The following is a 21,398-nucleotide window of genomic DNA, read 5'->3' as shown; positions in this document are numbered from 1 at the left end:
ACTCAGAAGTGAAACGCCGTAGCGCCGATGGTAGTGTGGGGTCTCCCCATGCGAGAGTAGGGAACTGCCAGGCATTAAATAAGTGAAGAAGCCCCGCACGAAAGTGCGGGGCTTTTTTACGTCCGCAGATCGTGAAAAACTGCATCACAACATCCATTTCAGCCTTTCTCAAGCCAGTCAGCAATGAAGTCTGCAACGCTGTACGGACGATTTATATCCAGAACTGGCACGTTCAGAGTTAATTTCTGGTCGCTGGCGACAGCGATCACCTGCTCATCAAGCAGTTCCTCGATCCCACCCTTGATCCCGGCACGCCATAAAACAATTTTAGGTACGGGTTCATCCTTGAAGCCTTCGACCAGCACGACCTCAAGTGTAGCGTGATCCATGCGGCTGAGCAGATAAGGCAGATTAATCGACTGCTTTTCCGGCGTCTCACACATCAGTGCCCATCGCTCTGAACTGGCCACTATTACCTGACTGGCACCCGCTTTTCTGAGCAGATAGCTATCTTTGCCAGGCGTATCCACATCCATCTGATGATGGGTATGTTTAATCAATCCTGCGCGGATACCTTTAGCGCCGAGAATCGGTATCACCTGCTGCAATAGCGTCGTTTTCCCGGTTCCACTCCAGCCCACAATGGCAAGTATAGGTAATGACATGTCAGCCTCTGTTGTTCAGGTCATCAGGCGTATTGATATTGCGGAAGGCAGCCTCATCATCATCCATCCGGACAGCATGGCCACCGTGGTTGCGCAGAAAATGCATAAGACGTCGTTCACCAGCCTGAAGATAGTCATAAAGAGGTGCAGCCATTTCCCGATGAATCAGCGCCAGCGTAGGATGATCGCGCGACTGTGAACGTACCCAGACTGCCGGCGCCTCACCGCGTTGATCGACCAGTTTTTCCACGAAGTTGAGAGGTATTGCAGGCGTATCGCAGGAGCAAAAAGCAGCCCATTCACCGTCGACGGCAAGCAACCCACTGTAGATACCGGCCAGTGGACCGGGATAATCATCAAAAACATCCTTAATAACCCGACATCCGCTTAACTGATAGCGATCAATATTACGATTCGCATTAATCATGACAATGTCGACTTGTGGCCTGAGCCGTTCAAGGACATGCTGATAAAGCGGCCTGCCATCCAGCTGTACTAACCCTTTGTCCTGACCACCCATACGGCGGCCCTGACCACCGGCCAGAATGATGCCGCTTAACATTGTCATGACTGTGCCCTCGCTGATGACGCACTGTGAAAGGAGAAATCTGAATGAAATGCCATCGTTTAAACGAGTTAATCGAGTTGCTGCAACCCGCCTGGCAAAAAGAGCCTGATCTTAATCTGGTCACATTTTTGCAGAAACTGGCTCAGGAATCTGGTTTCCGTGGCCCATTAAGTGAATTAACCGATGATGTATTAATTTACCATCTCAGGATGCGTGACTCAGCCAGCGATGATGAGATCCCAGGCCTGAAAAAAGACTATGAAGTTGATTTTAAAACAGCACTGCTCCGCGCGCGGGGTGTCATTAAACAGGACGAGTAGTGTTATCCTTGGCTGCTATTTGCAAGGGCAACTACAGGTAACATGATGAGCGACGCTGCTTTTAATTTCCAGACATTGAATCCCGACGTGTTGCTTGATGCGCTCTGGGAAACAGGAATTCGCGTCGAATCGGGTCTGACAGCCCTGAACAGCTATGAGAACAGGGTTTATCAATTCAGCGACGACGAAAAACGCCGCTATGTTGCGAAGTTTTATCGCCCACAGCGCTGGCGTGCCGAACAGATTGCTGAAGAACATCAGTACGCACTTGATCTGCTGGCTGATGAAGTGCCCATCGCGGCGCCGCTGCGGTTAAAGGGTGAGACACTGCACCGTCACGCGGGCTTCTTCTTTGCCGTCTTTCCCAGCCTGGGCGGGCGGCAATATGAGACAGACAACGAAGATCAGATGGAGTGGGTAGGCCGCTTCCTGGGCCGCATTCATCAGACCGGGCGTAAAGCGCTGTTCAGGCATCGGCCTGCCATCGGTCTGGATGAATATCTGCATGAACCCCGGCAGGTGCTGGAACACTCTCTGTTAGTGCCTGCATCGCTTAAAGCCGCACTGCTACAGGCTATCGATAAGCTGGGTAACACGCTGCAACAACGGTGGCACACCACGTGGCAGCCGCTACGATTACATGGCGACTGCCATCCGGGTAATATCCTGTGGCGTGATGGACCGCTGTTTGTTGATCTGGATGATGCCCGTAATGGCCCGGCGGTGCAGGATCTCTGGATGCTGATCAGCGGCGATCGTCAGGAACAGCGAATTCAATGGGATATACTGCTGGAGGCGTACAGTGAGTTCAGTGATTTTGATATTAATGAATTGTCACTGATTGAACCTTTACGCGCCATGCGCATGGTTTATTATCTGGCCTGGGTTGTCCGACGCTGGCAGGATCCCGCTTTTCCGCGCGCTTTCCCCTGGATGACAGATGAAGATTTCTGGCGCAGGCAAATTTCACTCTTTACCGAGCAGGAGAAGCTGTTGCAGGAACCTCCTCTGCAGCTGACACCGCAATATTAATGACGTAGTCAGGAGAATTTTTCACGATGAAAAAAATTTGGTTTGCACTGATGGGTTTAGTGCTGGCATTCAGCGCATCTGCTGCCCAGTTCACTGAAGGTAAACAATATGTGAGTCTGCCTAAACCTGTGGCCGGCGAACCTCAGGTGATGGAGTTCTTCTCCTTCTTCTGCCCGCACTGCTATCAGTTTGAACGTATTTATCACGTCAATGACGCGGTGAAAAAGAATCTGCCTGCTGACACTAAAATGGTGAAATACCACGTCGATTTTCTCGGTGGAGATCTGGGGCCGGTCGTGACCCAGGCCTGGGCTGTCGCGATGGCGCTGGGCGTTGAAGATAAAGTGACAGCACCGATCTTCGATGGCATTCAGAAAACGCAGACCATCACCGATCCTGCCAGTCTGAAAGAGACCTTTGTCAAAGCGGCCGGTATTTCCGCAGCTGACTATGATGCTGCCTGGAACAGCTTCGCCGTAAAAGCGCTGGTTGCGCAGCAGCAAAAAGCCGCTGCTGATGTTGATCTGCGTGGTGTGCCAGCTATTTTCGTGAACGGCAAATACATGGTTAACAACGGCGGTCTGGATACCAGCTCTATGGATAATTTCGTCGCGGACTATGCGAACGTGGTTAAATTCCTGGTAAGCCAGAAGTAATCAGCCTCACACCCCGTTAAACGCCAGCTCTGCTGGCGTTTTTTTTATGCCTTTGAACAACGGGCCAATTTTTGTCCATCTCCAGGGCATAAATTTAATATCCACACAAGGGATCGCGCTATTAAAAATAGCGATCGGGTCACGGAAATTAAATAAGCCAATGAAATTTATGATTTTTATTCAGGTGCCGATTATTTATTTTCCTGAAAAACAGCGCGTTATAATTTTTACGCACAAAGTTATCCACAGAACGATCGTTGCGATCCTGTCCCCAAAAGCGTGAAAAACACCAGACGTGGCACGCCTTAGTTCACCATTTCTGCCTGGTTGTGGCATCCTTATAGCCCAACTCATAGCAACGAAGACTACACAGACTTATGGCGCAAATAGCAGAAAATCCCCTGATTCTGGTCGATGGCTCATCCTATCTTTATCGCGCGTATTACGCGTTTCCGCCGCTGACCAACAGTGCAGGTGAACCCACTGGCGCCATGTACGGCGTGCTCAACATGCTGAAAAGCCTGCTGGCGCAATACAATCCGAGTCACGTTGCTGTGGTGTTCGATGCCAAAGGCAAAACCTTCAGAGACGAGCTGTTTGAGCATTACAAATCTCACCGTCCCCCGATGCCTGACGAGCTCCGTGCACAAATTGAGCCACTGCATGAGATGGTGCGGGCGATGGGGCTGCCGTTGCTGGCTGTGAGCGGCGTCGAGGCTGATGATGTCATCGGTACGCTGGCGCTGGAAGCGGAGAAAAAGGGTCTCTCAGTGCTGATCAGCACCGGCGACAAAGATATGGCGCAGCTGGTCACGCCCGCCATCACGCTGATTAACACCATGAGCAACACCATTCTGGGACCAGAAGAGGTTGAGCAGAAATATGGTGTTCCACCCGCATTGATCATCGATTTCCTTGCCATGATGGGTGATAGCTCCGATAACATTCCTGGCGTGCCAGGCGTCGGTGAGAAAACGGCACAGGCGTTGCTGCAGGGGCTGGGCAGCATGCAGACGATCTATGACAATCTGGACAAAGTGGCCGATCTCGGATTTCGTGGTGCCAAAACCATGGCGACCAAACTTGAGCAGAATCGTGATGTGGCGTTTCTCTCTTATCAGCTGGCGACCATTAAGACAGACGTTGAGCTGGCGCTGCCCTGTGAAGAGCTCACAGTCACTGAACCCGATACAGAGGCATTGCAGGCCCTGTTCAGTCGTTACGAGTTCAAACGCTGGCTGAGTGACCTGCAGGACGGTAAATGGCTGCAGGGCAAAAAGAGCACTACGCAGGCGCAAAAAGCGCTGGCTGATGCACCGGCCCCGGTGGCTGAAACCAGCAGCGTGTTACCGACCGAGGGTTATGTCACCATTCTGGATCAGGATCTCTTTGATAGCTGGCTGGAGAAGCTGAAAAACAGCGAAGTTTTTGCGTTTGATCTGGAGACCGACGCGCTGGATACCCTGAGCGCTAACATCGTCGGCATCAGCTTCGCGGTGGCGCCCGGTGAAGCCGCCTATCTGCCGGTTGCCCATGACTATCTTGATGCGCCTGATCAACTGGATCGCGCCACCGTTCTGGCACAGCTCAAGCCCCTGCTGGAAGATGAGAGCGCCTGGAAAGTTGGCCAGAACCTGAAATACGATCGCGGCGTGCTGAAAAACTACGACATTGAACTGGCCGGTATCAAATTCGACACCATGCTTGAGTCCTATATCCTCAACAGCGTGGTGGGCAAACATGACATGGATAGCCTGGCCGCTCGCTGGCTTAACCATAAAACCGTGACCTTCCAGGAGATCGCCGGTAAAGGTAAAAATCAGCTGACGTTCAATCAAATCGCGTTAGAGCAGGCATCCCATTACGCTGCCGAAGATGCAGATGTGACTTTGCAGCTGCATCTGAAGATGTGGCCAGAGCTGGAGAAAGAAGCGGGACCGAAAAAAGTCTTCGAACAGATCGAGATGCCGTTACTGACGGTGATTTCCCGCATAGAGCGCAACGGTGTGCTGATCGATCAGTCTATTCTGGCGCAGCACTCGAAAGAGCTGACGGCCCGACTGGCTGAGCTTGAGTCAAAAGCGCATGAACTGGCGGGGGAACCCTTTAACCTCTCATCCACCAGGCAGCTTCAGGTGATCCTGTTTGAAAAACAGGGCATCAAACCCACGAAGAAAACACCAGGCGGCGCGCCGTCAACCAGCGAAGAGGTGTTAGCCGAGCTGGCACTTGATTATCCGTTGCCCAAAGTGATTCTGGAGCATCGCGGCTTATCCAAACTTAAGTCTACTTACACGGATAAATTACCGCTGATGATCAATCCGATCAGTGGCAGGGTGCATACCTCTTATCATCAGGCCGTCACCGCAACCGGACGCTTATCCTCTGCCGATCCGAATCTGCAAAACATTCCGGTGCGTAATGATGAAGGACGCCGAATCCGTCAGGCATTTGTTGCGGCCAAAGGTCATCGCATTGTGGCGGCAGACTATTCACAAATCGAACTGCGTATCATGGCGCATCTCTCTCAGGACAAAGGATTGCTGGACGCTTTTGCCCAGGGCGAAGATATCCACCGCGCTACGGCATCCGAAGTGTTTGGCGTTGCGCTGGATAAGGTCAGCGGCGAACAGCGTCGCAGCGCCAAAGCGATTAACTTTGGTCTGATTTATGGCATGAGCGCATTTGGCCTGTCGCGTCAGCTGAATATCGGTGCCGGTGAAGCGAAAAAGTATATGGATCTCTATTTTGAACGCTACCCGGGCGTCCTGCGCTATATGGAGAACACACGCCAGCTGGCGGCGAGTAAAGGCTATGTCGAAACGCTGGAAGGCCGTCGGCTGTGGCTGCCCGATATTAAATCCGGTAACGCCATTCGCCGGAAAGCCGCAGAACGTGCCGCGATCAATGCGCCGATGCAGGGAACGGCAGCGGATATCATCAAGCGGGCAATGATTGACGTCGATAACTGGCTGGAACAGCAAAACGACAATGCCGTCAGAATGATCATGCAGGTTCACGATGAACTGGTGTTCGAAGTCAAAGCCGAGGCGGTTGAAGAGGCGAGCCAGAAAATCCGTGCGCTGATGGAAGGTAGCGTGCAGCTCGATGTACCTTTGCTGGTTGAAGTCGGTGTGGGTAACAACTGGGATGAAGCCCACTGATTCGATGCGTGTGGTCGGTTCTGAAGAACAGAATCGGCCCTGAATCAGGTATAAGAAAATCGTTTAGTTGACCGGTTTAGCGTGTTCAAAGCTGACACCGAGAGAAAGCGCTTTTCTAACTGCTTATCGACTAAACACTTTTTTCGTCATTAAACTACATCGCAACGCTATTTTTGTGACGTACATGGTAAAAAAAGTCCTGTTTGATGTAAGTAAGCAACAAAAAAGCCTTTGTCACGCACAGAAAATCAGGTAAAGTTCGTCGCGTAGGGTACAGAGGTAAGATGTTCTATCTTTCAGACCTTTTACTTCACGTAATCGGATTTGGCTGAATTTAGCCGCCCCAGTCATTCTGTGACTGGGGCGTTTTTTATTGGGCTTTTTGTACCGCCAGCGTCATCGGCACAGGGTTGCCACTCACTCTTCCGCGTCCTGATCTTCAACCGCCGGTTCAAGCGTATTAAACCAGCTGTCCAGCTTCTGACGAACCTTATCCACGCCGATTTTCTTCAGCGATGAGAAGAGCTCTACCTGCACATCTCCAACAAATTCGAGTGCGGCTTCACGCACGACATTGAGCTGCGCTTTACGGGCACCTGAGGCCAGTTTGTCTGCTTTAGTGAGAAGCAACAGCACCGGAATGCCACTTTCCACTGACCACTGAATCATCTGCCGGTCGAGATCTTTCAGCGGATGACGGATATCCATCAGGATAACCAGTCCTTTCAGGGCCTGACGCTTTTGCAGGTATTCACCTAACGCACGCTGCCACTTCAGCTTCATCTCTTCCGGGACTTCGGCATAACCGTAACCGGGCAGGTCGACCAGACGCTTACCTTCTTTCACTTCAAACAGGTTAATCAACTGCGTACGTCCCGGCGTTTTACTGGTACGCGCCAGACCCTTCTGATTGGTTAACGTATTCAGCGCACTCGATTTTCCCGCGTTCGAGCGGCCAGCGAAAGCCACCTCAATTCCGGTATCGGCAGGCAGATGGCGGATATCCGGCGCGCTCATGACAAAGTGGGTAACGTGATAATTCAATTCAGACAAGGTGACACTCCAGGAAACACATTAAGGCAATGGCGGCGATTATACGCGTTATGACGCGAAAGTGCTCAATCGCATCTCGGTAACAAAGTTTGTAAGAGATTTGCCATTCACGGTGCAGGTTATTTCGCTTTTTACTTTAATTACTAAAAATAAAAAATCATCTAATTCAATAAATTATCCTAAAACGTTCTTTTTTCGAACTAACTATTTTTGACACTGACTTGAGGCTTTTACCAGTTGGTCTACATTAGTGTGCAGTGCATGGCAGCACACATCAGGATGATGCGCTCAGGGATACCAGGAGGGTTATGAGCGATGGAATGGAACAGGGTCAGGGATGCGGCCAGACAGGGATAAGGAATAGCTCAGGAGTTGAGCAGGCGCGGGATTAACCGGGATGTTACGAGCCGAAAAGGATTTAAAACATGATTCCTTCTTATGAAGGTATGAAATAAGGCGACAGCTTGAGCTGTCGCCTTTTTTCTTTGTCTACTTTCTGCTAGATTTCGCCGCAATTCTATACTGAATAAAAAAAGCCGGGACCGAATACTATGAAGCAACCTGCACGAGCTGCTAACGGCAAACCTGCCGTCAAAGCCAAACGCAAATCGCGTGACGATATCAACCATGAAGCACGCGATCGCAAACGTGATAAAAAGCATCGCGGACATGCATCTGGCAGCCGTGCTAATCCGGCTGCATCCGAAAACAATGGCGGACGTCAGGCGGACAGCGTCAAAGATCCGCGCATCGGGAGTAAAAAACCGGTGGCCCTGATCGCTGAAGGTAAAACCGCTGCCGTTAAACCAAAGAAAAGCATAGAAAAACCGGCAGCAGAGAAGAAAGTGCGTCTGACACCCGAAGAAGAGCTGGCGAAGCTGGAAAATGACGAACGTCTGGATGCGCTGCTGGATCGGCTGGAAAATGGCGAAACGCTGTCGGCTGAAGATCAGGGCTGGCTGGATGCCTCGCTGGATCGTATCGACGAACTGATGGAGCAGTTAGGCATTGTGATGGATGAAGCCGAAGATGAGCAGGCTGAAGAAGATATGTACCGTCTGCTGAAAGGCAACTAAGCAAATTTGATCGGCATGCGTTATCCGCATGCCGCGCTTAACAGGTAAACGACAATGTTTTGGCCTGGATCAATTTTCGCGCTGCTGGCGACATGTTATCTGCTGTGGTTATTGTTTAAACTACGACGCCTGTCGCGTCTGAAGCAACGTTTACGTCGGGTCTCATCCCGCTCACCTTTTATCTCCTCTTCTTCGCGACCTTCTCTCAGACGACGTCACCGGAAGGAGTGAGCATGCCATCGCAGCAGATTGAGTGGGATCAGGCGTTAATTGAAAAGTACAATTATGCCGGCCCGCGTTACACCTCCTATCCCACTGCGCTGGAGTTCAGCGAGCAGTACGCGGAAAACGACTTCCAGCGCGCCGTAGCGCGTTACCCTGATCGTCCGCTGTCGCTCTATGTCCATATTCCCTTCTGCCATCGTCTCTGTTACTTCTGCGGCTGCAATAAGATAGTGACGCGTCAGCGCCACAAAGCGGACCGCTATCTGGATGTGCTTGAGCAGGAGATTATTCAGCGTGCGCCGCTGTTTCGTCAGCGTCAGGTCACGCAGCTTCACTGGGGCGGCGGCACGCCAACCTTCCTCGACAATGCGCAGATTTCCCGGCTGGTGGATTTACTGAAGCAGCACTTCAGCGTGGCCGATGATGCCGAAATGTCGATCGAAGTGGATCCCCGGGAAATTGAGCTGGATGTGATTGATCACCTGCGATCGCTGGGATTTAATCGTCTGAGCATGGGGGTGCAGGACTTCAACAAATCGGTGCAGGAGCGGGTTAACCGGGTACAGGATGAAGAGGTGATTTTCGGGCTGATGGCGCGTGCCCGTGAACAGGGGTTCAGCTCGACCAGCATTGACCTGATCTATGGTTTACCCCTGCAGACGCCTGCCAGCTTCGCCTGGACGCTGGAGCGGGTACTGGCGCTGAGCCCGGATCGTCTTAGTGTCTTTAACTATGCGCATCTTCCGGCGATGTTCGCGGCACAGCGCAAAATCAAAGAGGATGAACTGCCATCGGCTCAGCAAAAGCTGGATATTTTGCAGCAGACCATCGCAACCCTGACTCAACAGGGCTACCAGTTCATTGGAATGGATCACTTTGCGAAGCCGCAGGATGAACTGGCCATCGCACAGCGCAAAGGGCAGCTGCATCGCAATTTCCAGGGATACACGACGCAGGGTGACAGCGATTTGCTGGGGCTTGGCGTCTCAGCCATCAGCATGATTGGCGACAGTTATGCGCAGAATCAGAAAGACCTCAACACCTGGTACAGTAGGGTGGAACAGCAGGGAAATGGCCTGTGGCGTGGCATCGCTTTAACCGACGATGATTGCCTGCGTCGTGACGTGATAAAAACGCTGATTTGTAACTTCTCGCTGAATTTTGCCGCGACAGAAGCGCAATGGGGCATTCGCTTCAGCGACTATTTTGCTGAGGACCTGGCGCTGCTGAAACCGTTGATAGCCGATGGGCTGGTGGAGCAAACCGCTACGGGGCTGCAGGTGACAGGAATTGGCCGATTACTGATCCGCAATATCTGCATGTGCTTTGATCGCTATCTGCGTCAGAAAGCGCGTCAGCAGCAGTTCTCCCGCGTTATCTGAAGAAACGGGCTGGCAGACTACACCAGCCCGAACTGAACCGCTTATTCCATGCCCAGCTCTTTGAGCTTGCGCGTCAGCGTGTTTCGTCCCCAGCCCAGTAAACGTGCCGCTTCCTGTTTGTGGCCCTGCGTATGACGCAGCGCAGTGGTGAGCAGCGTTCGCTCCATCTCCGGCTGTGCTTCTGACAGCAGATTCTGATGACCGGAACGCAGAGCGCGGTCGGCCCACTGTGCCAGCAGCGTTGCCCAGCTGTCAGGCAGCGACTGCACCGGATTTTCCGGCGTACTGGATTCAAACAGTTCTCCGGGCAGGTCCTGGATCAGGACTTCCTGACCCGCAGCCATCACGGTCAGCCAGCGACAGGTGTTCTCCAGCTGACGCACGTTACCGGACCAGTGCAGTCGGGTTAACGCTGTCTCGGTTTCCGGATGCAGAATCTTCGCTTCCACACCCAGCTCACGCGCCGCCACCTGCAGGAAATAACGCGCCAGACGCGGGATATCCTCACGACGCTCACGCAGCGGTGGCAGATGCACACGAATCACATTCAGGCGGTGAAACAGATCCTCACGGAACTTGCCTTCCTGTACGCGTAATTCCAGATTCTGGTGAGTCGCCGCGATAATACGCACATCCACTTTGACCGGCGCATAACCACCCACGCGATAGAACTGGCCATCGGCCAGCACGCGCAGCAGACGGGTCTGCACATCCAGCGGCATATCACCGATCTCATCCAGAAACAGCGTGCCGCCATCCGCCTGCTCAAAACGGCCCTGACGGATCTGGTTCGCCCCGGTAAAGGCACCTTTTTCGTGACCAAATAGTTCTGATTCAATTAAATCTTTGGGGATCGCCGCCATGTTGAGCGCGATAAAGGGCGCTTTGGTGCGCGGGCTGTGGCGATGCAGCGCATGGGCCACCAGCTCTTTACCGGTACCGGACTCGCCGTTGATCAGCACACTGATCGACGAGCGCGATAATCGCCCGATGATGCGAAACACATCCTGCATCGCGGGCGCTTCACCGATGATATCGGTAGTGGGTCCGCTGACCGGCTGATTACGCGGCTGTTGCTGCTCCTGATAGTGGCTGATAGCACGCTCGATCAGCGCAACCGCTTCATCAATATCAAACGGCTTGGGCAGGTAATCAAAGGCACCCTGCTGGTAGGCGCTGACGGCGGCGTCCAGATCAGAATGCGCCGTCATTATGATGACCGGAAGCATCGGATGACGCTGTTTAATCTGTTTCAGCAGCGCCAGGCCATCCATACCGGGCATGCGAATGTCTGACAGTAAAACGTCCGGGGTCTTGGTTGAGAGGGCATCCAGCACCTCGCTTGCGCTGTCAAAAGTCGCACAGCTCAAACCGGCTCCAGTGAGCGCGCGTTCAAGCACCCAGCGGATGGAGCTATCGTCATCGACGATCCAGACTATCCCTCGTTGCATAGAAACCTCACTGGCGAATAGGCAGGTAAACCGAGAATTCGGTGTGTCCCGGCCAACTGTTAAATTCTATTTTTCCTGAATGTTGATCAATCAGGCTACGGGCGATGGAGAGGCCTAAACCGGTACCGCCTTCGCGTCCGCTGACCATCGGATAAAACAGCGTATCCTGCAGCTGGGCCGGAATGCCGGGGCCATCATCTTCAATATCAATACGTGCCACCAGGCGATAACGCGTGCCGTGCAGCGTCAGCTGGAAAGCCGTGCGGGTGCGGATAATAATGGTGCCGCCATTGTCGCCCAGCGCCTGAAGCGCATTGCGCACCACGTTAAGCAGCACCTGTTCAATCTGATCGGGATCGTGCGGCAATTCCGGCAGGCTGGGATCATAATCCCGTACCAGCGAGACATTATCCGGCAGCTCCATCGACACCAGATTGACCACCCGTTCGGCCACCTGATGAATGCTCTGCGTGATGTGCATGCCCGGCTGCTGCGGTCCCAGCAGACGATCAACCAGATTTCGCAACCGGTCGGCCTGTTCAATAATGACTTTGGTATATTCATTCAGCGAGGGATCGGGCAGGGCGCGGGATAGAAGCTGTGCCGCGCCGCGCAATCCTCCCAGCGGATTTTTAATCTCATGGGCCAGGCCGCGAACCAGATCGCGAGCGGCCACCTGCTGGGCGTGCTGTAACTGCTCCTGACTGAGACGACGCTGATTATCCATCGGCGCCATTTCCATCAGGATTAAGCCATCGGGTAACCGCTGGGCGGTCAGCGACATAATGTGCGCGCGACCATCTACCACCAGCGTGACCTCACTGTCAGTAAATCCCTGGCCAGCCTCAAGACTCTCGCGCATCACCTCGATATTCAGCGAAAAGTAGCCGGTTAATTCCGGTAACGGCGTGCCGAACAATTTGCGTGAGCTTTGCGCCAGTAATTGCTGCGCCGCCGGGTTGGCGTAATGAATAACCAGATCGTTATCCACCAACAAAATACTGTTGATTAATGCGTTGAGAATCTGCCCTGCATCGGGCAGAGAGCCAGTTGCCATACAACGTTCCTCTGCACTAAAGAGGTGCATTTTAGTCTTTAAGCCGAAAAGAGGGCGAATGAACGGTGAATTCGCGGAGAAAAAAGCCCATCCGAAGATGGGCTAAAAGTTTCCACGGCAACAAAAAACGTCTGACCAGTTAAACGCTGTAGTAAAGCTCAAACTCAACCGGGTGTGGCGTCATGCGAACGCGATCCATCTCTGCTTTACGCAGTTCGATGTAAGCATCGATCGATTCGTCAGTGAATACACCGCCGCGGGTCAGGAACTCGCGGTCTTCGTTCAGTGCATTCAGCGCTTCTTCCAGAGAGCCTGCAACTTTTGGAATCTCAGCTTCTTCTTCCGGTGGCAGGTCATACAGGTTTTTGTCCATCGCATCGCCAGGATGGATTTTGTTGATGATGCCATCCAGGCCAGCCATCAGCAGTGCGGTGAACGCCAGGTATGGGTTAGCCGCTGGATCCGGGAAGCGCGCTTCGATACGACGCGCTTTCGGGCTGGCAACAACCGGAATACGGATTGAGGCTGAACGGTTACGGGCAGAGTAAGCCAGCATAACCGGTGCTTCGTAACCCGGGACCAGACGCTTGTAAGAGTTGGTGGTCGGGTTCGCCAGGGCGTTGATCGCTTTAGCGTGCTTGATGATACCGCCGATGTAGAACAGCGCCATTTCAGACAGGCCGCCGTACTTATCGCCGGCAAACAGGTTCTGGCCACCTTTGGAGAGTGACATATGGCAGTGCATGCCTGAACCGTTGTCGCCAAACATTGGCTTCGGCATAAAGGTCGCGGTTTTGCCGTAAGCGTGCGCAACGTTGTGAACCACATATTTGTAGATCTGAATTTCGTCCGCTTTTTTGGTCATGGTATTGAAGCGGGTTGCCACTTCGTTCTGACCCGCGGTCGCCACTTCGTGGTGATGCGCTTCAACAACCAGGCCCATCTGCTCCATGGTCAGACACATGGCAGAACGGATGTCCTGTGATGAGTCAACCGGTGGAACCGGGAAGTAGCCGCCTTTCAGACCTGGACGGTGACCTTTGTTACCGCCTTCGTACTCTTTACCGGTGTTCCATGCTGCTTCGATATCGTCGATGGCAACGTGTGAACCGGAAGTCGATGAGCCGAAACGGATGTCATCGAACAGGAAGAATTCTGGTTCTGGTCCAAACAGCACGGTATCCGCGATACCGGAAGAGCGCAGGAAATCTTCAGCGCGCTTAGCGATAGAGCGTGGATCGCGGTCGTAGCCCTGCATGGTGCCTGGCTCGAGGATGTCACAACGGATGATCAGCGTAGAATCTTCGAAGAAAGGATCCATGACCGCCGTGGTGGCGTCAGGCATCAGCACCATGTCTGATTCGTTAATGCCTTTCCAGCCGCCAATAGACGAACCATCGAACATTTTGCCTTCTTCGAAGAAGTCAGCGTTAACCTGGTGAGCAGGGATCGTAACGTGCTGTTCTTTACCTTTGGTATCGGTAAAACGCAGGTCAACAAACTTAACTTCATGCTCGTTCATCATCGAGAGAACGTGTTCAGCGGACATACTCAACTCTCCTGGAAAGGGTCTTTCATTATCTACATGGCGAGGAAACGTCGTTTCCGGAATACGTTGCGGGAAAACAACTCCCTGACCTACCTCTTCCGGCACGCTCTTCAACCGACATCTGTCTGGCGTTTACGCTTGATTTAAATAAAGCGAATTCTGTGCCAACTTTTTTGATGTTGCTTAAATCGCCTTGTGGTGCACCTTTTTGTCATAAAGCGGCTGCACCACGATCGTTTTATTGCACCATGGTGGTGCTTAGTGGTCATCCGGTGGCACTATTTTGGTGCATAGGACCAACTTAGTGCATTTTCTGCACCGGTAACAGGGCAAATTGGCCTCCATGCAATAAACTTTCAGTGAAAAGTGTGATCGTGTTCAGTCTTCCGCTTAATCAGTGTACAATAACGCGCTATTTCTAATGCCTGAGGCAAAGCTGTGATCGAAAATTTGCGTAACATCGCCATCATCGCGCACGTTGACCATGGAAAGACCACCCTGGTTGACAAACTGCTGCAACAATCCGGTACTTTTGATGCCCGTACCGAAGCAACAGAGCGCGTGATGGACTCCAATGATTTGGAGAAAGAGCGTGGGATTACCATCCTCGCAAAAAACACCGCCATTAAGTGGAATGACTACCGTATCAACATCGTTGATACCCCGGGACACGCCGACTTCGGTGGTGAAGTTGAGCGCGTCATGTCCATGGTGGACTCGGTGCTGCTGGTTGTAGATGCGATGGATGGCCCTATGCCGCAAACCCGCTTCGTGACCAAAAAAGCGTTCGCGCATGGTCTGAAGCCGATTGTGGTTATCAACAAAGTAGACCGCCCTGGTGCGCGTCCGGATTGGGTTGTTGATCAGGTATTTGACCTGTTCGTTAACCTGGATGCTACTGATGAGCAGCTCGACTTCCCTATCATTTTCGCCTCTGCGCTGAATGGTATTGCAGGTCTTGAGCACACCGACATGGCTGACGATATGACCCCGCTGTATCAGGCGATCGTCGACCACGTTGCACCTCCGCAGGTTGAGGCTGACGCCCCACTGCAGATGCAAATCTCTCAGCTGGACTACAACAACTACCTGGGCGTGATCGGCATTGGCCGTATCAAGCGCGGTAAAGTTAAGCCTAACCAGCAAGTCACTATCATTGATAGCGAAGGCAAAACCCGTAACGGTAAAGTCGGTAAAGTCCTGACTCACCTGGGTCTTGAGCGTATCGACAGCGACCTGGCAGAAGCGGGCGATATCATTGCTATCACCGGTCTGGGCGAGCTGAACATCTCTGACACCATCTGTGATCCACAGAACGTGCAGGCGCTGCCAGCACTGAGCGTTGATGAGCCAACCGTAACCATGTTCTTTAACGTCAACACCTCACCGTTCTGCGGTAAAGAAGGTAAGTACGTGACTTCACGTCAGATCCTTGAGCGTCTGAACAAAGAACTGGTTCACAACGTGGCACTGCGCGTTGAAGAAACCGAAGATGCTGACGCGTTCCGCGTATCAGGTCGTGGTGAGCTTCACCTGTCAGTTCTGATCGAAAACATGCGTCGTGAAGGTTTCGAACTGGCGGTATCCCGTCCGAAAGTTATCTTCCGCGAAATCGATGGCCGTAAACAGGAGCCATTCGAGAACGTTACGCTGGATATCGAAGAGAACAACCAGGGTTCAGTCATGCAAGCCATGGGTGAGCGTAAGGGCGATCTGAAAAACATGGATCCGGATGGCAAAGGCCGCGTACGTCTCGACTACGTGATCCCAAGCCGTGGTCTGATCGGCTTCCGTAACGAATTCATGACCATGACTTCCGGTACCGGTCTGCTCTACTCTACCTTCAGCCACTACGATGACATTCGTCCGGGCGAAGTGGGCCAGCGTCAGAACGGCGTACTGATCTCCAACGGTCAGGGTAAAGCAGTTGCGTTTGCACTGTTCAGCCTGCAGGACCGCGGTAAGCTGTTCCTGGGTCACGGTGCAGAAGTCTATGAAGGCCAGATCATCGGTATTCACAGCCGTTCTAACGACCTGACAGTTAACTGCCTGACCGGTAAGAAACTGACCAACATGCGTGCTTCAGGTACTGATGAAGCCACGACTCTGGTTCCGCCAATCAAGATGACCCTTGAGCAGGCGATCGAGTTCATCGATGATGACGAACTGGTAGAAGTTACACCACAGTCAGTGCGTATCCGTAAACGTCACCTGACTGAAAACGACCGTAAACGTGCATCACGTGGTCCTAAAGACGCATAATTGCGCCTTTAGCTGATAAAGAGCCCCGCCTGCGGGGCTTTTTTTTGCCTGAAATTCCTGCCTCTTCAGCCGGGCCAGCGATTATTTGTGGGATCTGTCGCGCTTTTTAGCTGCCCGCTGCCGTTTACGCTTTTCTCTCCGCGAGTGCCTGTTCAGCCTGCGCTTTTGCCGCTAGAGTGAATACTCCAGGGAACAGAAGGAGACACACCATGCTGTATATCTTTGATTTGGGCAATGTGATTATCGATATCGACTTTAACCGCGTGCTGGGTGTCTGGAGTGACCTTAGTCGTGTGCCGCTGGCCTCGCTGCAAAGCCATTTCCAGATGGATGAGGCGTTTGAACAGCACGAACGTGGCGAGATCAGCGATGAAGATTTCGCGCTGGCGCTGTGTGAAAAGCTGGAAATCGCGCTGAGCTATGAACAGTTTGCCGCTGGCTGGCAGGCGGTATTCGTTGACGTGCGTCCGGAAATCCTGGCGTTGATGAACCGGCTGCGGCTGGAAGGTCATCGGGTGGTGATCCTCTCTAACACAAACAAACTGCATTGCGAATTCTGGCCGACCCAGTATCCGGACGTGCAGCAGGCGGCCGATAAGCTCTATCTCTCCCAGGAACTGGGCATGCGAAAACCGGAAGCCCGGATTTACCAGCATGTGCTGGATGCAGAAGATGTGGCTGCCGATCAGGCAGTATTTTTTGACGATAATCCACAGAATATTGAGGCGGCCCGCGCCCTGGGTATTGAAAGTGTCCTGGTTACTGACAGTAAAACGGTACTCAACTGGTTTGCAGGTCAACAGTAATTCATGATGTCACGTAAATTTCGTCCCGGGCTGCATGCGTTCTGGTTGTGGCTCAAGCTGTTGTGGAAACGCATTGATGAGGATGGCATGACGACCCAGGCCGGTAATCTGGCTTATGTCTCATTGCTGGCGCTGGTGCCGCTGATTGCGGTGGTGTTTGCCCTGTTTGCGGCGTTTCCGGTCTTTTCAGATATCAGCGTGCAGTTGAAGCACTTTGTCTTTACCAATCTGATGCCGGCTGCAGGTAACACGCTGCAACGCTATCTTGAGCAGTTTGTAGCTAACGTAAACCGGATGACGGCAGTCGGAGCGGTCGGCCTGATCGTGACCGCCTTACTGCTGATGCATTCGGTCGATACTGCGTTAAACACCATCTGGCGCAGCAACAAGAAGCGGCCGATGGTCTATTCCTTTGCAGTTTACTGGATGATCCTGACACTCGGCCCGTTACTGGCCGGAGCCAGTCTGGCGATCAGCTCTTATCTGCTGTCGCTGCGCTGGATTAACGCGACAGGCGTTACCAGCCTGGTCGATCAGATGCTGCGCATTTTTCCGCTCCTGCTGTCGTGGCTCGCCTTCTGGTTGCTCTACAGCATCGTTCCTACCCAGCGAGTGCCGCCGCGCGATGCGCTGATTGGCGCGCTGGTTGCCGGTGCGCTTTTTGAGCTGGGCAAAAAGGGCTTTGCGCTCTATGTTACTATGTTCCCCTCTTATCAGCTGATCTACGGCGTACTGGCCGTGATCCCCATTCTGTTTCTCTGGGTCTACTGGACCTGGTGTATTGTGTTGTTAGGCGCTGAAATAACCGTTGCGTTAGCCGACTATCGGCAGTTAAAACAGCAACACAAAGAGGAGCAACGCGAGGAAACATGATTGCATTGATTCAACGCGTACAGCGCGCCAGCGTCAGCGTCAATCAGGAAATGGTCGGTGAAATCGATGCCGGTTTACTGGTTTTGCTGGGCGTGGAAAAGGGCGATGACAACGCGCGTGCGGAACATCTCGCAGAACGCGTATTGGGCTATCGCATCTTTAGTGATGAGCAGGGCAAAATGAACCTGAGTGTTCGCCAGGCGGGCGGAAGCGTGCTGGTGGTGTCACAGTTTACGCTGGCCGCAGATACCCAAAAAGGGATGCGTCCCTCCTTTTCGGGGGGCGCCGAGCCCGCTGAAGCCGAGCGGCTGTATGAATATTTCAGCGACTGCTGTCGCAAGCAGGGCATCACCACGGCTAATGGTCGTTTTGCTGCGGATATGCAGGTCTCGCTGGTGAATGATGGTCCTGTGACGTTCTGGTTACAGGTGTGAGAACGTCAGCTGAGCGGCAGGGAACAGGCCACACATCCGAGCGGGAGAAACATTACATGTATCACCTTCGCGTGCCACAGACGGCGGAAGAGCTGGATATCTATTATCAGTTCCGCTGGGAGATGTTGCGTAAACCTCTGCGTCAGCCGCAGGGGTCGGAACGTGACGCCTGGGATGCGCTGGCGCATCATCAGATGGTGGTTGATGAGCAGGGAAATCCGGTCGCCATCGGGCGTCTCTATATTAATGCCGACAACGAGGCCGCTATCCGCTTCATGGCCGTTCATCCCTCGGTTCAGGGCAAGGGACTGGGTACTCTGGTGGCGATGACGCTGGAATCCGTGGCGCGTCAGGAAGGGGCTAAGCGGGTAACCTGCAGTGCCCGCGAAGATGCTGTCGCTTTCTTCGCTAAACTTGGCTACATCAATCAGGGCGAGATTACCGCGCCGCAGACGACGCCGGTTCGTCACTTTTTGATGATCAAACCGGTCGTCACGCTTGACGATATCCTGCATCGCGCCGACTGGTGCGGTCAGCTGCAACAGGCCTGGTATGATCACATCCCGCTCAGCGAGAAGATGGGCGTTCGTATTCTGCAGTTTACCGGGCAAAAATTTATCACCACCATGCCTGAAGCGGGCAACCAGAATCCACACCAGACGCTGTTCGCTGGCAGCCTGTTTTCGCTGGCAACGCTGACCGGCTGGGGGTTGATTTGGTTGCTGCTGCGCGAGCGTCATCTGGGTGGCACCATTATTCTGGCGGATGCGCACATTCGTTACAGCCACCCCATCAGCGGACGGCCTGGCGCGATTGCCGACCTGGGCTCATTAAGCGGCGATCTCGACCGCCTGGCGCGCGGGCGTAAAGCGCGTGTGCAGCTTGAGGTCGAGCTTTTTGGCAATGATGAGTGTGGCGCTGTATTTGAAGGGGTCTATATCGTCCTGCCCGCCGATCCTGACGGACCGCTGGAAGAGGGGGGTTCCGGCGCGCGTATCAACTAATCATAAGGGCCGCATCTGCGGCCCTTAATGTTATCAATGTACCTCGCCTGCCTGCATGGTCTGCTGCAGTTGCTGACTGTCGGTTGTCACCGACAAACTGCCATTAACCGTCGGGCGCAGCGGCTGATTTGCGGTTAATGCACCACTCAGCTGCAGTTGCATATTGCTGTCACCGGTTAACGGCAGTGCGGGCCATCCCCAGTTCTGCAACACATTCACCGGCACAGCACGACCTGTCAGTTGCAGCGTCAGCGGACGGGCTGGCTGCTGGCCTACGGTGGCCGTCCCTTCGAGCAGACCCTTATTACTGAACGCACTCAGCTCCGTAACCTGAATCTGCTGCTGGTCAGCGCTCAGCGCAATCGACGGATGACGCAGGTCGGTGCGATTAAAGGTTGATTCTGCCGCGTTCAGGCTGAGCTTACCCGACCAGATCCCCCACTGGTGCTGCTGCGCCAGCAGCAGGTTTTCACCGGATCCATCCAGTGAGGTCAGCTGAAAGGGAAAAGCCGGATTGATATCGATAATCAGGTTGCGATTAGAGGTGAAGCGCGTCACCTTTACGCTCTCCAGCCACGTGGGCAGTGTCGCCTGCCAGCGGTCGCGCCAGTCCTGCGGCAGGGTATATTCCAGTCCGGCCACCGCCAGGTTTTTCAGTGTCAGGCGTTTATCGCTACGCGACCAGTCACCGTCAGCCCGAATCACCCCATTCGCCCAGCGTGAACTGAACTGCGTCAGCGCCACGCCCTGCGGTGAGAAGTCCAGGTTAACGATGGGGTCATTTAGTTCGAATCCACCGTTGATAAAATTGCTGGCATTCAGCGCCAGCGAACCATCGTTACTCTGCCAGTCATCACCCTGCCAGTTAACGTTTCTCAGCGTCAAATCCAGATCCGTTACCGCCCAGTCTGGCCCCTGCAGGCGGGCATCGGTCATGTCGAGTCGCGTAATGGCAATCGAGGGGACAACCTGCAGGCTATGCAGAAAATCTTTCAGGCTGCTGGTGGTCTGCAGACGGATGTCGTTCAGTCGCAGCTGATTAATTTTCCAGTTGCCCTGGGCATCGCGCTCACCGTTGCCGGTCATGGAGCCACGCGCCAGGTCGGCACCAATATTGTCAAAGCGCATCCGACCCTGGGAAACACTGCCCTGGATCAGTACGTTTTCACCCGGCACATTATTCAGCGTCATGCTGCCTGCGCTCATCTGGAAGCGGGCATCGCGACCCAGCATATCCAGGGCAGTGGGTTTCCACGGCAGAATGCCGCCATTCACCTGCTGAGCAAACAGCGGTAATGCGCTATTGGGGCTGTCGATACGCATATTGTTGAGTTGCAGGCGATCGGCCTGAATCGGTAGCGCGCTGCCTGGTGCCAGATTGGCCAGATTCACTTCTCCATCGCGCAGCTCAAGGCTGCTGAAATGCAGTGGATCGCTGAACTGAATCAGTGCCAGACCGAGATCGACCCGTTTCGCCACCAGAACCGCAGGCTGTCCATCGTGACCAAAGCTGAAGTCATCCAGAATGATGTGAGAGGGAGAGGAGAAATTGTGTTCAATTTTACTCAGGGAGAGATGCCATTCGGTTTTGTCACTCACCCAACGGCTAAACCAGCCTGCACCCCACTGTGTCTGCAACAGAACATAGATCACGACCAGGGTGAAAAGCAGCAGCAAAAGTAAGGTGAGGAAAAACTTTCCAATAAATTTCATAGCATCCTTCCCGAGTTAAATCCGGTGAGAGGTTGTTATGCCTGAATTACCGTTACAGCTCAACAGCCTGGATGTAAATCCGAATAATTAGCAGGCAGGCCGAAGCCT

At 53.3% G+C, this 21,398-nt stretch carries 19 protein-coding genes and 1 rRNA gene; 13 read left to right on the top strand and 7 right to left on the bottom strand.

Annotated elements, in window-relative coordinates; genetic code table 11:
• Nucleotides 1-73: ribosomal RNA gene (rrf, locus tag AC0T7J_RS24580) — 5S ribosomal RNA — on the top strand; the annotation flags it as partial.
• 85 nt (nt 74-158) lie between these two features.
• Here the strand turns inward: rrf and mobB are convergent.
• Together mobB and mobA are read right to left on the bottom strand one after the other, a co-directional pair.
• A complete protein-coding gene (gene mobB / locus AC0T7J_RS24575; RefSeq protein WP_031591937.1) occupies nt 159-665 on the bottom strand; it encodes a molybdopterin-guanine dinucleotide biosynthesis protein MobB in 507 nt (168 codons plus the stop codon).
• Nucleotide 666: 1 nt separating this feature from the next.
• On the bottom strand, nt 667-1,233 hold the full coding sequence (gene mobA, locus AC0T7J_RS24570) for a molybdenum cofactor guanylyltransferase MobA (RefSeq protein WP_473798215.1): 567 nt from the start codon (nt 1,231-1,233) through the stop codon (nt 667-669).
• 44 nt (nt 1,234-1,277) lie between these two features.
• On the opposite strand from mobA, the gene AC0T7J_RS24565 reads away from it, so the two are divergent.
• The 5 genes from AC0T7J_RS24565 (at nt 1,278) to spfP (ending at nt 6,737) form a co-directional block, all read left to right on the top strand.
• Complete coding sequence (locus AC0T7J_RS24565) at nt 1,278-1,553, top strand: YihD family protein (RefSeq protein WP_031591932.1); 276 nt, start codon at nt 1,278-1,280, stop codon at nt 1,551-1,553.
• Between the two features lie 45 nt (nt 1,554-1,598).
• Nucleotides 1,599-2,585, top strand: a complete 987-nt coding sequence (locus AC0T7J_RS24560; RefSeq protein ID WP_473798212.1) for a serine/threonine protein kinase — start codon at nt 1,599-1,601, stop codon at nt 2,583-2,585.
• Nucleotides 2,586-2,611: 26 nt separating this feature from the next.
• Nucleotides 2,612-3,241, top strand: coding sequence for a thiol:disulfide interchange protein DsbA (dsbA, locus tag AC0T7J_RS24555; RefSeq protein ID WP_031591931.1), 630 nt, complete (start codon nt 2,612-2,614; stop codon nt 3,239-3,241).
• A 377-nt stretch (nt 3,242-3,618) separates the two neighbouring features.
• Nucleotides 3,619-6,405: a DNA polymerase I gene (gene polA, locus AC0T7J_RS24550; protein WP_473798208.1), complete on the top strand. Its 2,787-nt coding sequence runs from the start codon at nt 3,619-3,621 to the stop codon at nt 6,403-6,405.
• A gap of 284 nt (nt 6,406-6,689) precedes the next feature.
• Nucleotides 6,690-6,737 (top strand): small protein SpfP, encoded by a 48-nt coding sequence (gene spfP, locus AC0T7J_RS24545; RefSeq protein ID WP_071892919.1) that lies wholly within the window; start codon nt 6,690-6,692, stop codon nt 6,735-6,737.
• Between the two features lie 85 nt (nt 6,738-6,822).
• On the opposite strand, the gene yihA is transcribed toward spfP, so the two are convergent.
• Entirely contained in the window at nt 6,823-7,458 is a 636-nt protein-coding gene (yihA, locus tag AC0T7J_RS24540; RefSeq protein ID WP_010258448.1) for a ribosome biogenesis GTP-binding protein YihA/YsxC, read from the bottom strand.
• Nucleotides 7,459-8,009: 551 nt separating this feature from the next.
• On the opposite strand from yihA, the gene yihI reads away from it, so the two are divergent.
• Complete coding sequence (gene yihI / locus AC0T7J_RS24535) at nt 8,010-8,534, top strand: Der GTPase-activating protein YihI (protein WP_473798205.1); 525 nt, start codon at nt 8,010-8,012, stop codon at nt 8,532-8,534.
• Between the two features lie 233 nt (nt 8,535-8,767).
• Complete coding sequence (gene hemN / locus AC0T7J_RS24530) at nt 8,768-10,141, top strand: oxygen-independent coproporphyrinogen III oxidase (protein WP_473798202.1); 1,374 nt, start codon at nt 8,768-8,770, stop codon at nt 10,139-10,141.
• 41 nt (nt 10,142-10,182) lie between these two features.
• Here hemN and glnG read toward each other — a convergent pair whose 3' ends face one another.
• The 3 genes from glnG to glnA all read right to left on the bottom strand — a co-directional run bounded on the left by glnG (nt 10,183) and on the right by glnA (nt 14,198).
• Complete coding sequence (glnG, locus tag AC0T7J_RS24525) at nt 10,183-11,592, bottom strand: nitrogen regulation protein NR(I) (RefSeq protein WP_473798200.1); 1,410 nt, start codon at nt 11,590-11,592, stop codon at nt 10,183-10,185.
• A gap of 7 nt (nt 11,593-11,599) precedes the next feature.
• Entirely contained in the window at nt 11,600-12,649 is a 1,050-nt protein-coding gene (glnL, locus tag AC0T7J_RS24520) for a nitrogen regulation protein NR(II) (RefSeq protein ID WP_473798197.1), read from the bottom strand.
• Between the two features lie 139 nt (nt 12,650-12,788).
• Nucleotides 12,789-14,198 carry a glutamate--ammonia ligase gene (gene glnA / locus AC0T7J_RS24515; RefSeq protein WP_010258434.1) on the bottom strand — a complete coding sequence of 470 codons (1,410 nt, stop codon included), beginning with the start codon at nt 14,196-14,198 and terminating at the stop codon, nt 12,789-12,791.
• Between the two features lie 438 nt (nt 14,199-14,636).
• On the opposite strand from glnA, the gene typA reads away from it, so the two are divergent.
• The 5 genes from typA to fabY all read left to right on the top strand — a co-directional run bounded on the left by typA (nt 14,637) and on the right by fabY (nt 19,577).
• A complete protein-coding gene (typA, locus tag AC0T7J_RS24510) occupies nt 14,637-16,460 on the top strand; it encodes a ribosome-dependent GTPase TypA (RefSeq protein ID WP_060681368.1) in 1,824 nt (607 codons plus the stop codon).
• 209 nt (nt 16,461-16,669) lie between these two features.
• Entirely contained in the window at nt 16,670-17,266 is a 597-nt protein-coding gene (gene yihX, locus AC0T7J_RS24505) for a glucose-1-phosphatase (protein WP_473798193.1), read from the top strand.
• A gap of 3 nt (nt 17,267-17,269) precedes the next feature.
• Nucleotides 17,270-18,139, top strand: a complete 870-nt coding sequence (locus tag AC0T7J_RS24500; RefSeq protein ID WP_010672108.1) for a virulence factor BrkB family protein — start codon at nt 17,270-17,272, stop codon at nt 18,137-18,139.
• Nucleotides 18,136-18,573: a D-aminoacyl-tRNA deacylase gene (gene dtd, locus AC0T7J_RS24495; protein WP_473798189.1), complete on the top strand. Its 438-nt coding sequence runs from the start codon at nt 18,136-18,138 to the stop codon at nt 18,571-18,573. Before AC0T7J_RS24500 ends, dtd begins: the two co-directional genes overlap by 4 nt.
• Before the next feature lie 56 nt (nt 18,574-18,629).
• Nucleotides 18,630-19,577, top strand: a complete 948-nt coding sequence (fabY, locus tag AC0T7J_RS24490) for a fatty acid biosynthesis protein FabY (protein ID WP_010258423.1) — start codon at nt 18,630-18,632, stop codon at nt 19,575-19,577.
• Between the two features lie 33 nt (nt 19,578-19,610).
• Here fabY and AC0T7J_RS24485 read toward each other — a convergent pair whose 3' ends face one another.
• Nucleotides 19,611-21,290: an AsmA family protein gene (locus tag AC0T7J_RS24485; protein WP_473798186.1), complete on the bottom strand. Its 1,680-nt coding sequence runs from the start codon at nt 21,288-21,290 to the stop codon at nt 19,611-19,613.
• Between the last annotated feature and the right edge of the window lie 108 nt (nt 21,291-21,398).

Source organism: Pantoea sp. E956-1 (assembly GCF_982223955.1).
The sequence above is the reverse complement of the archived record's forward strand: the minus strand, read 5'-3'. Positions and strand labels throughout refer to the sequence as shown.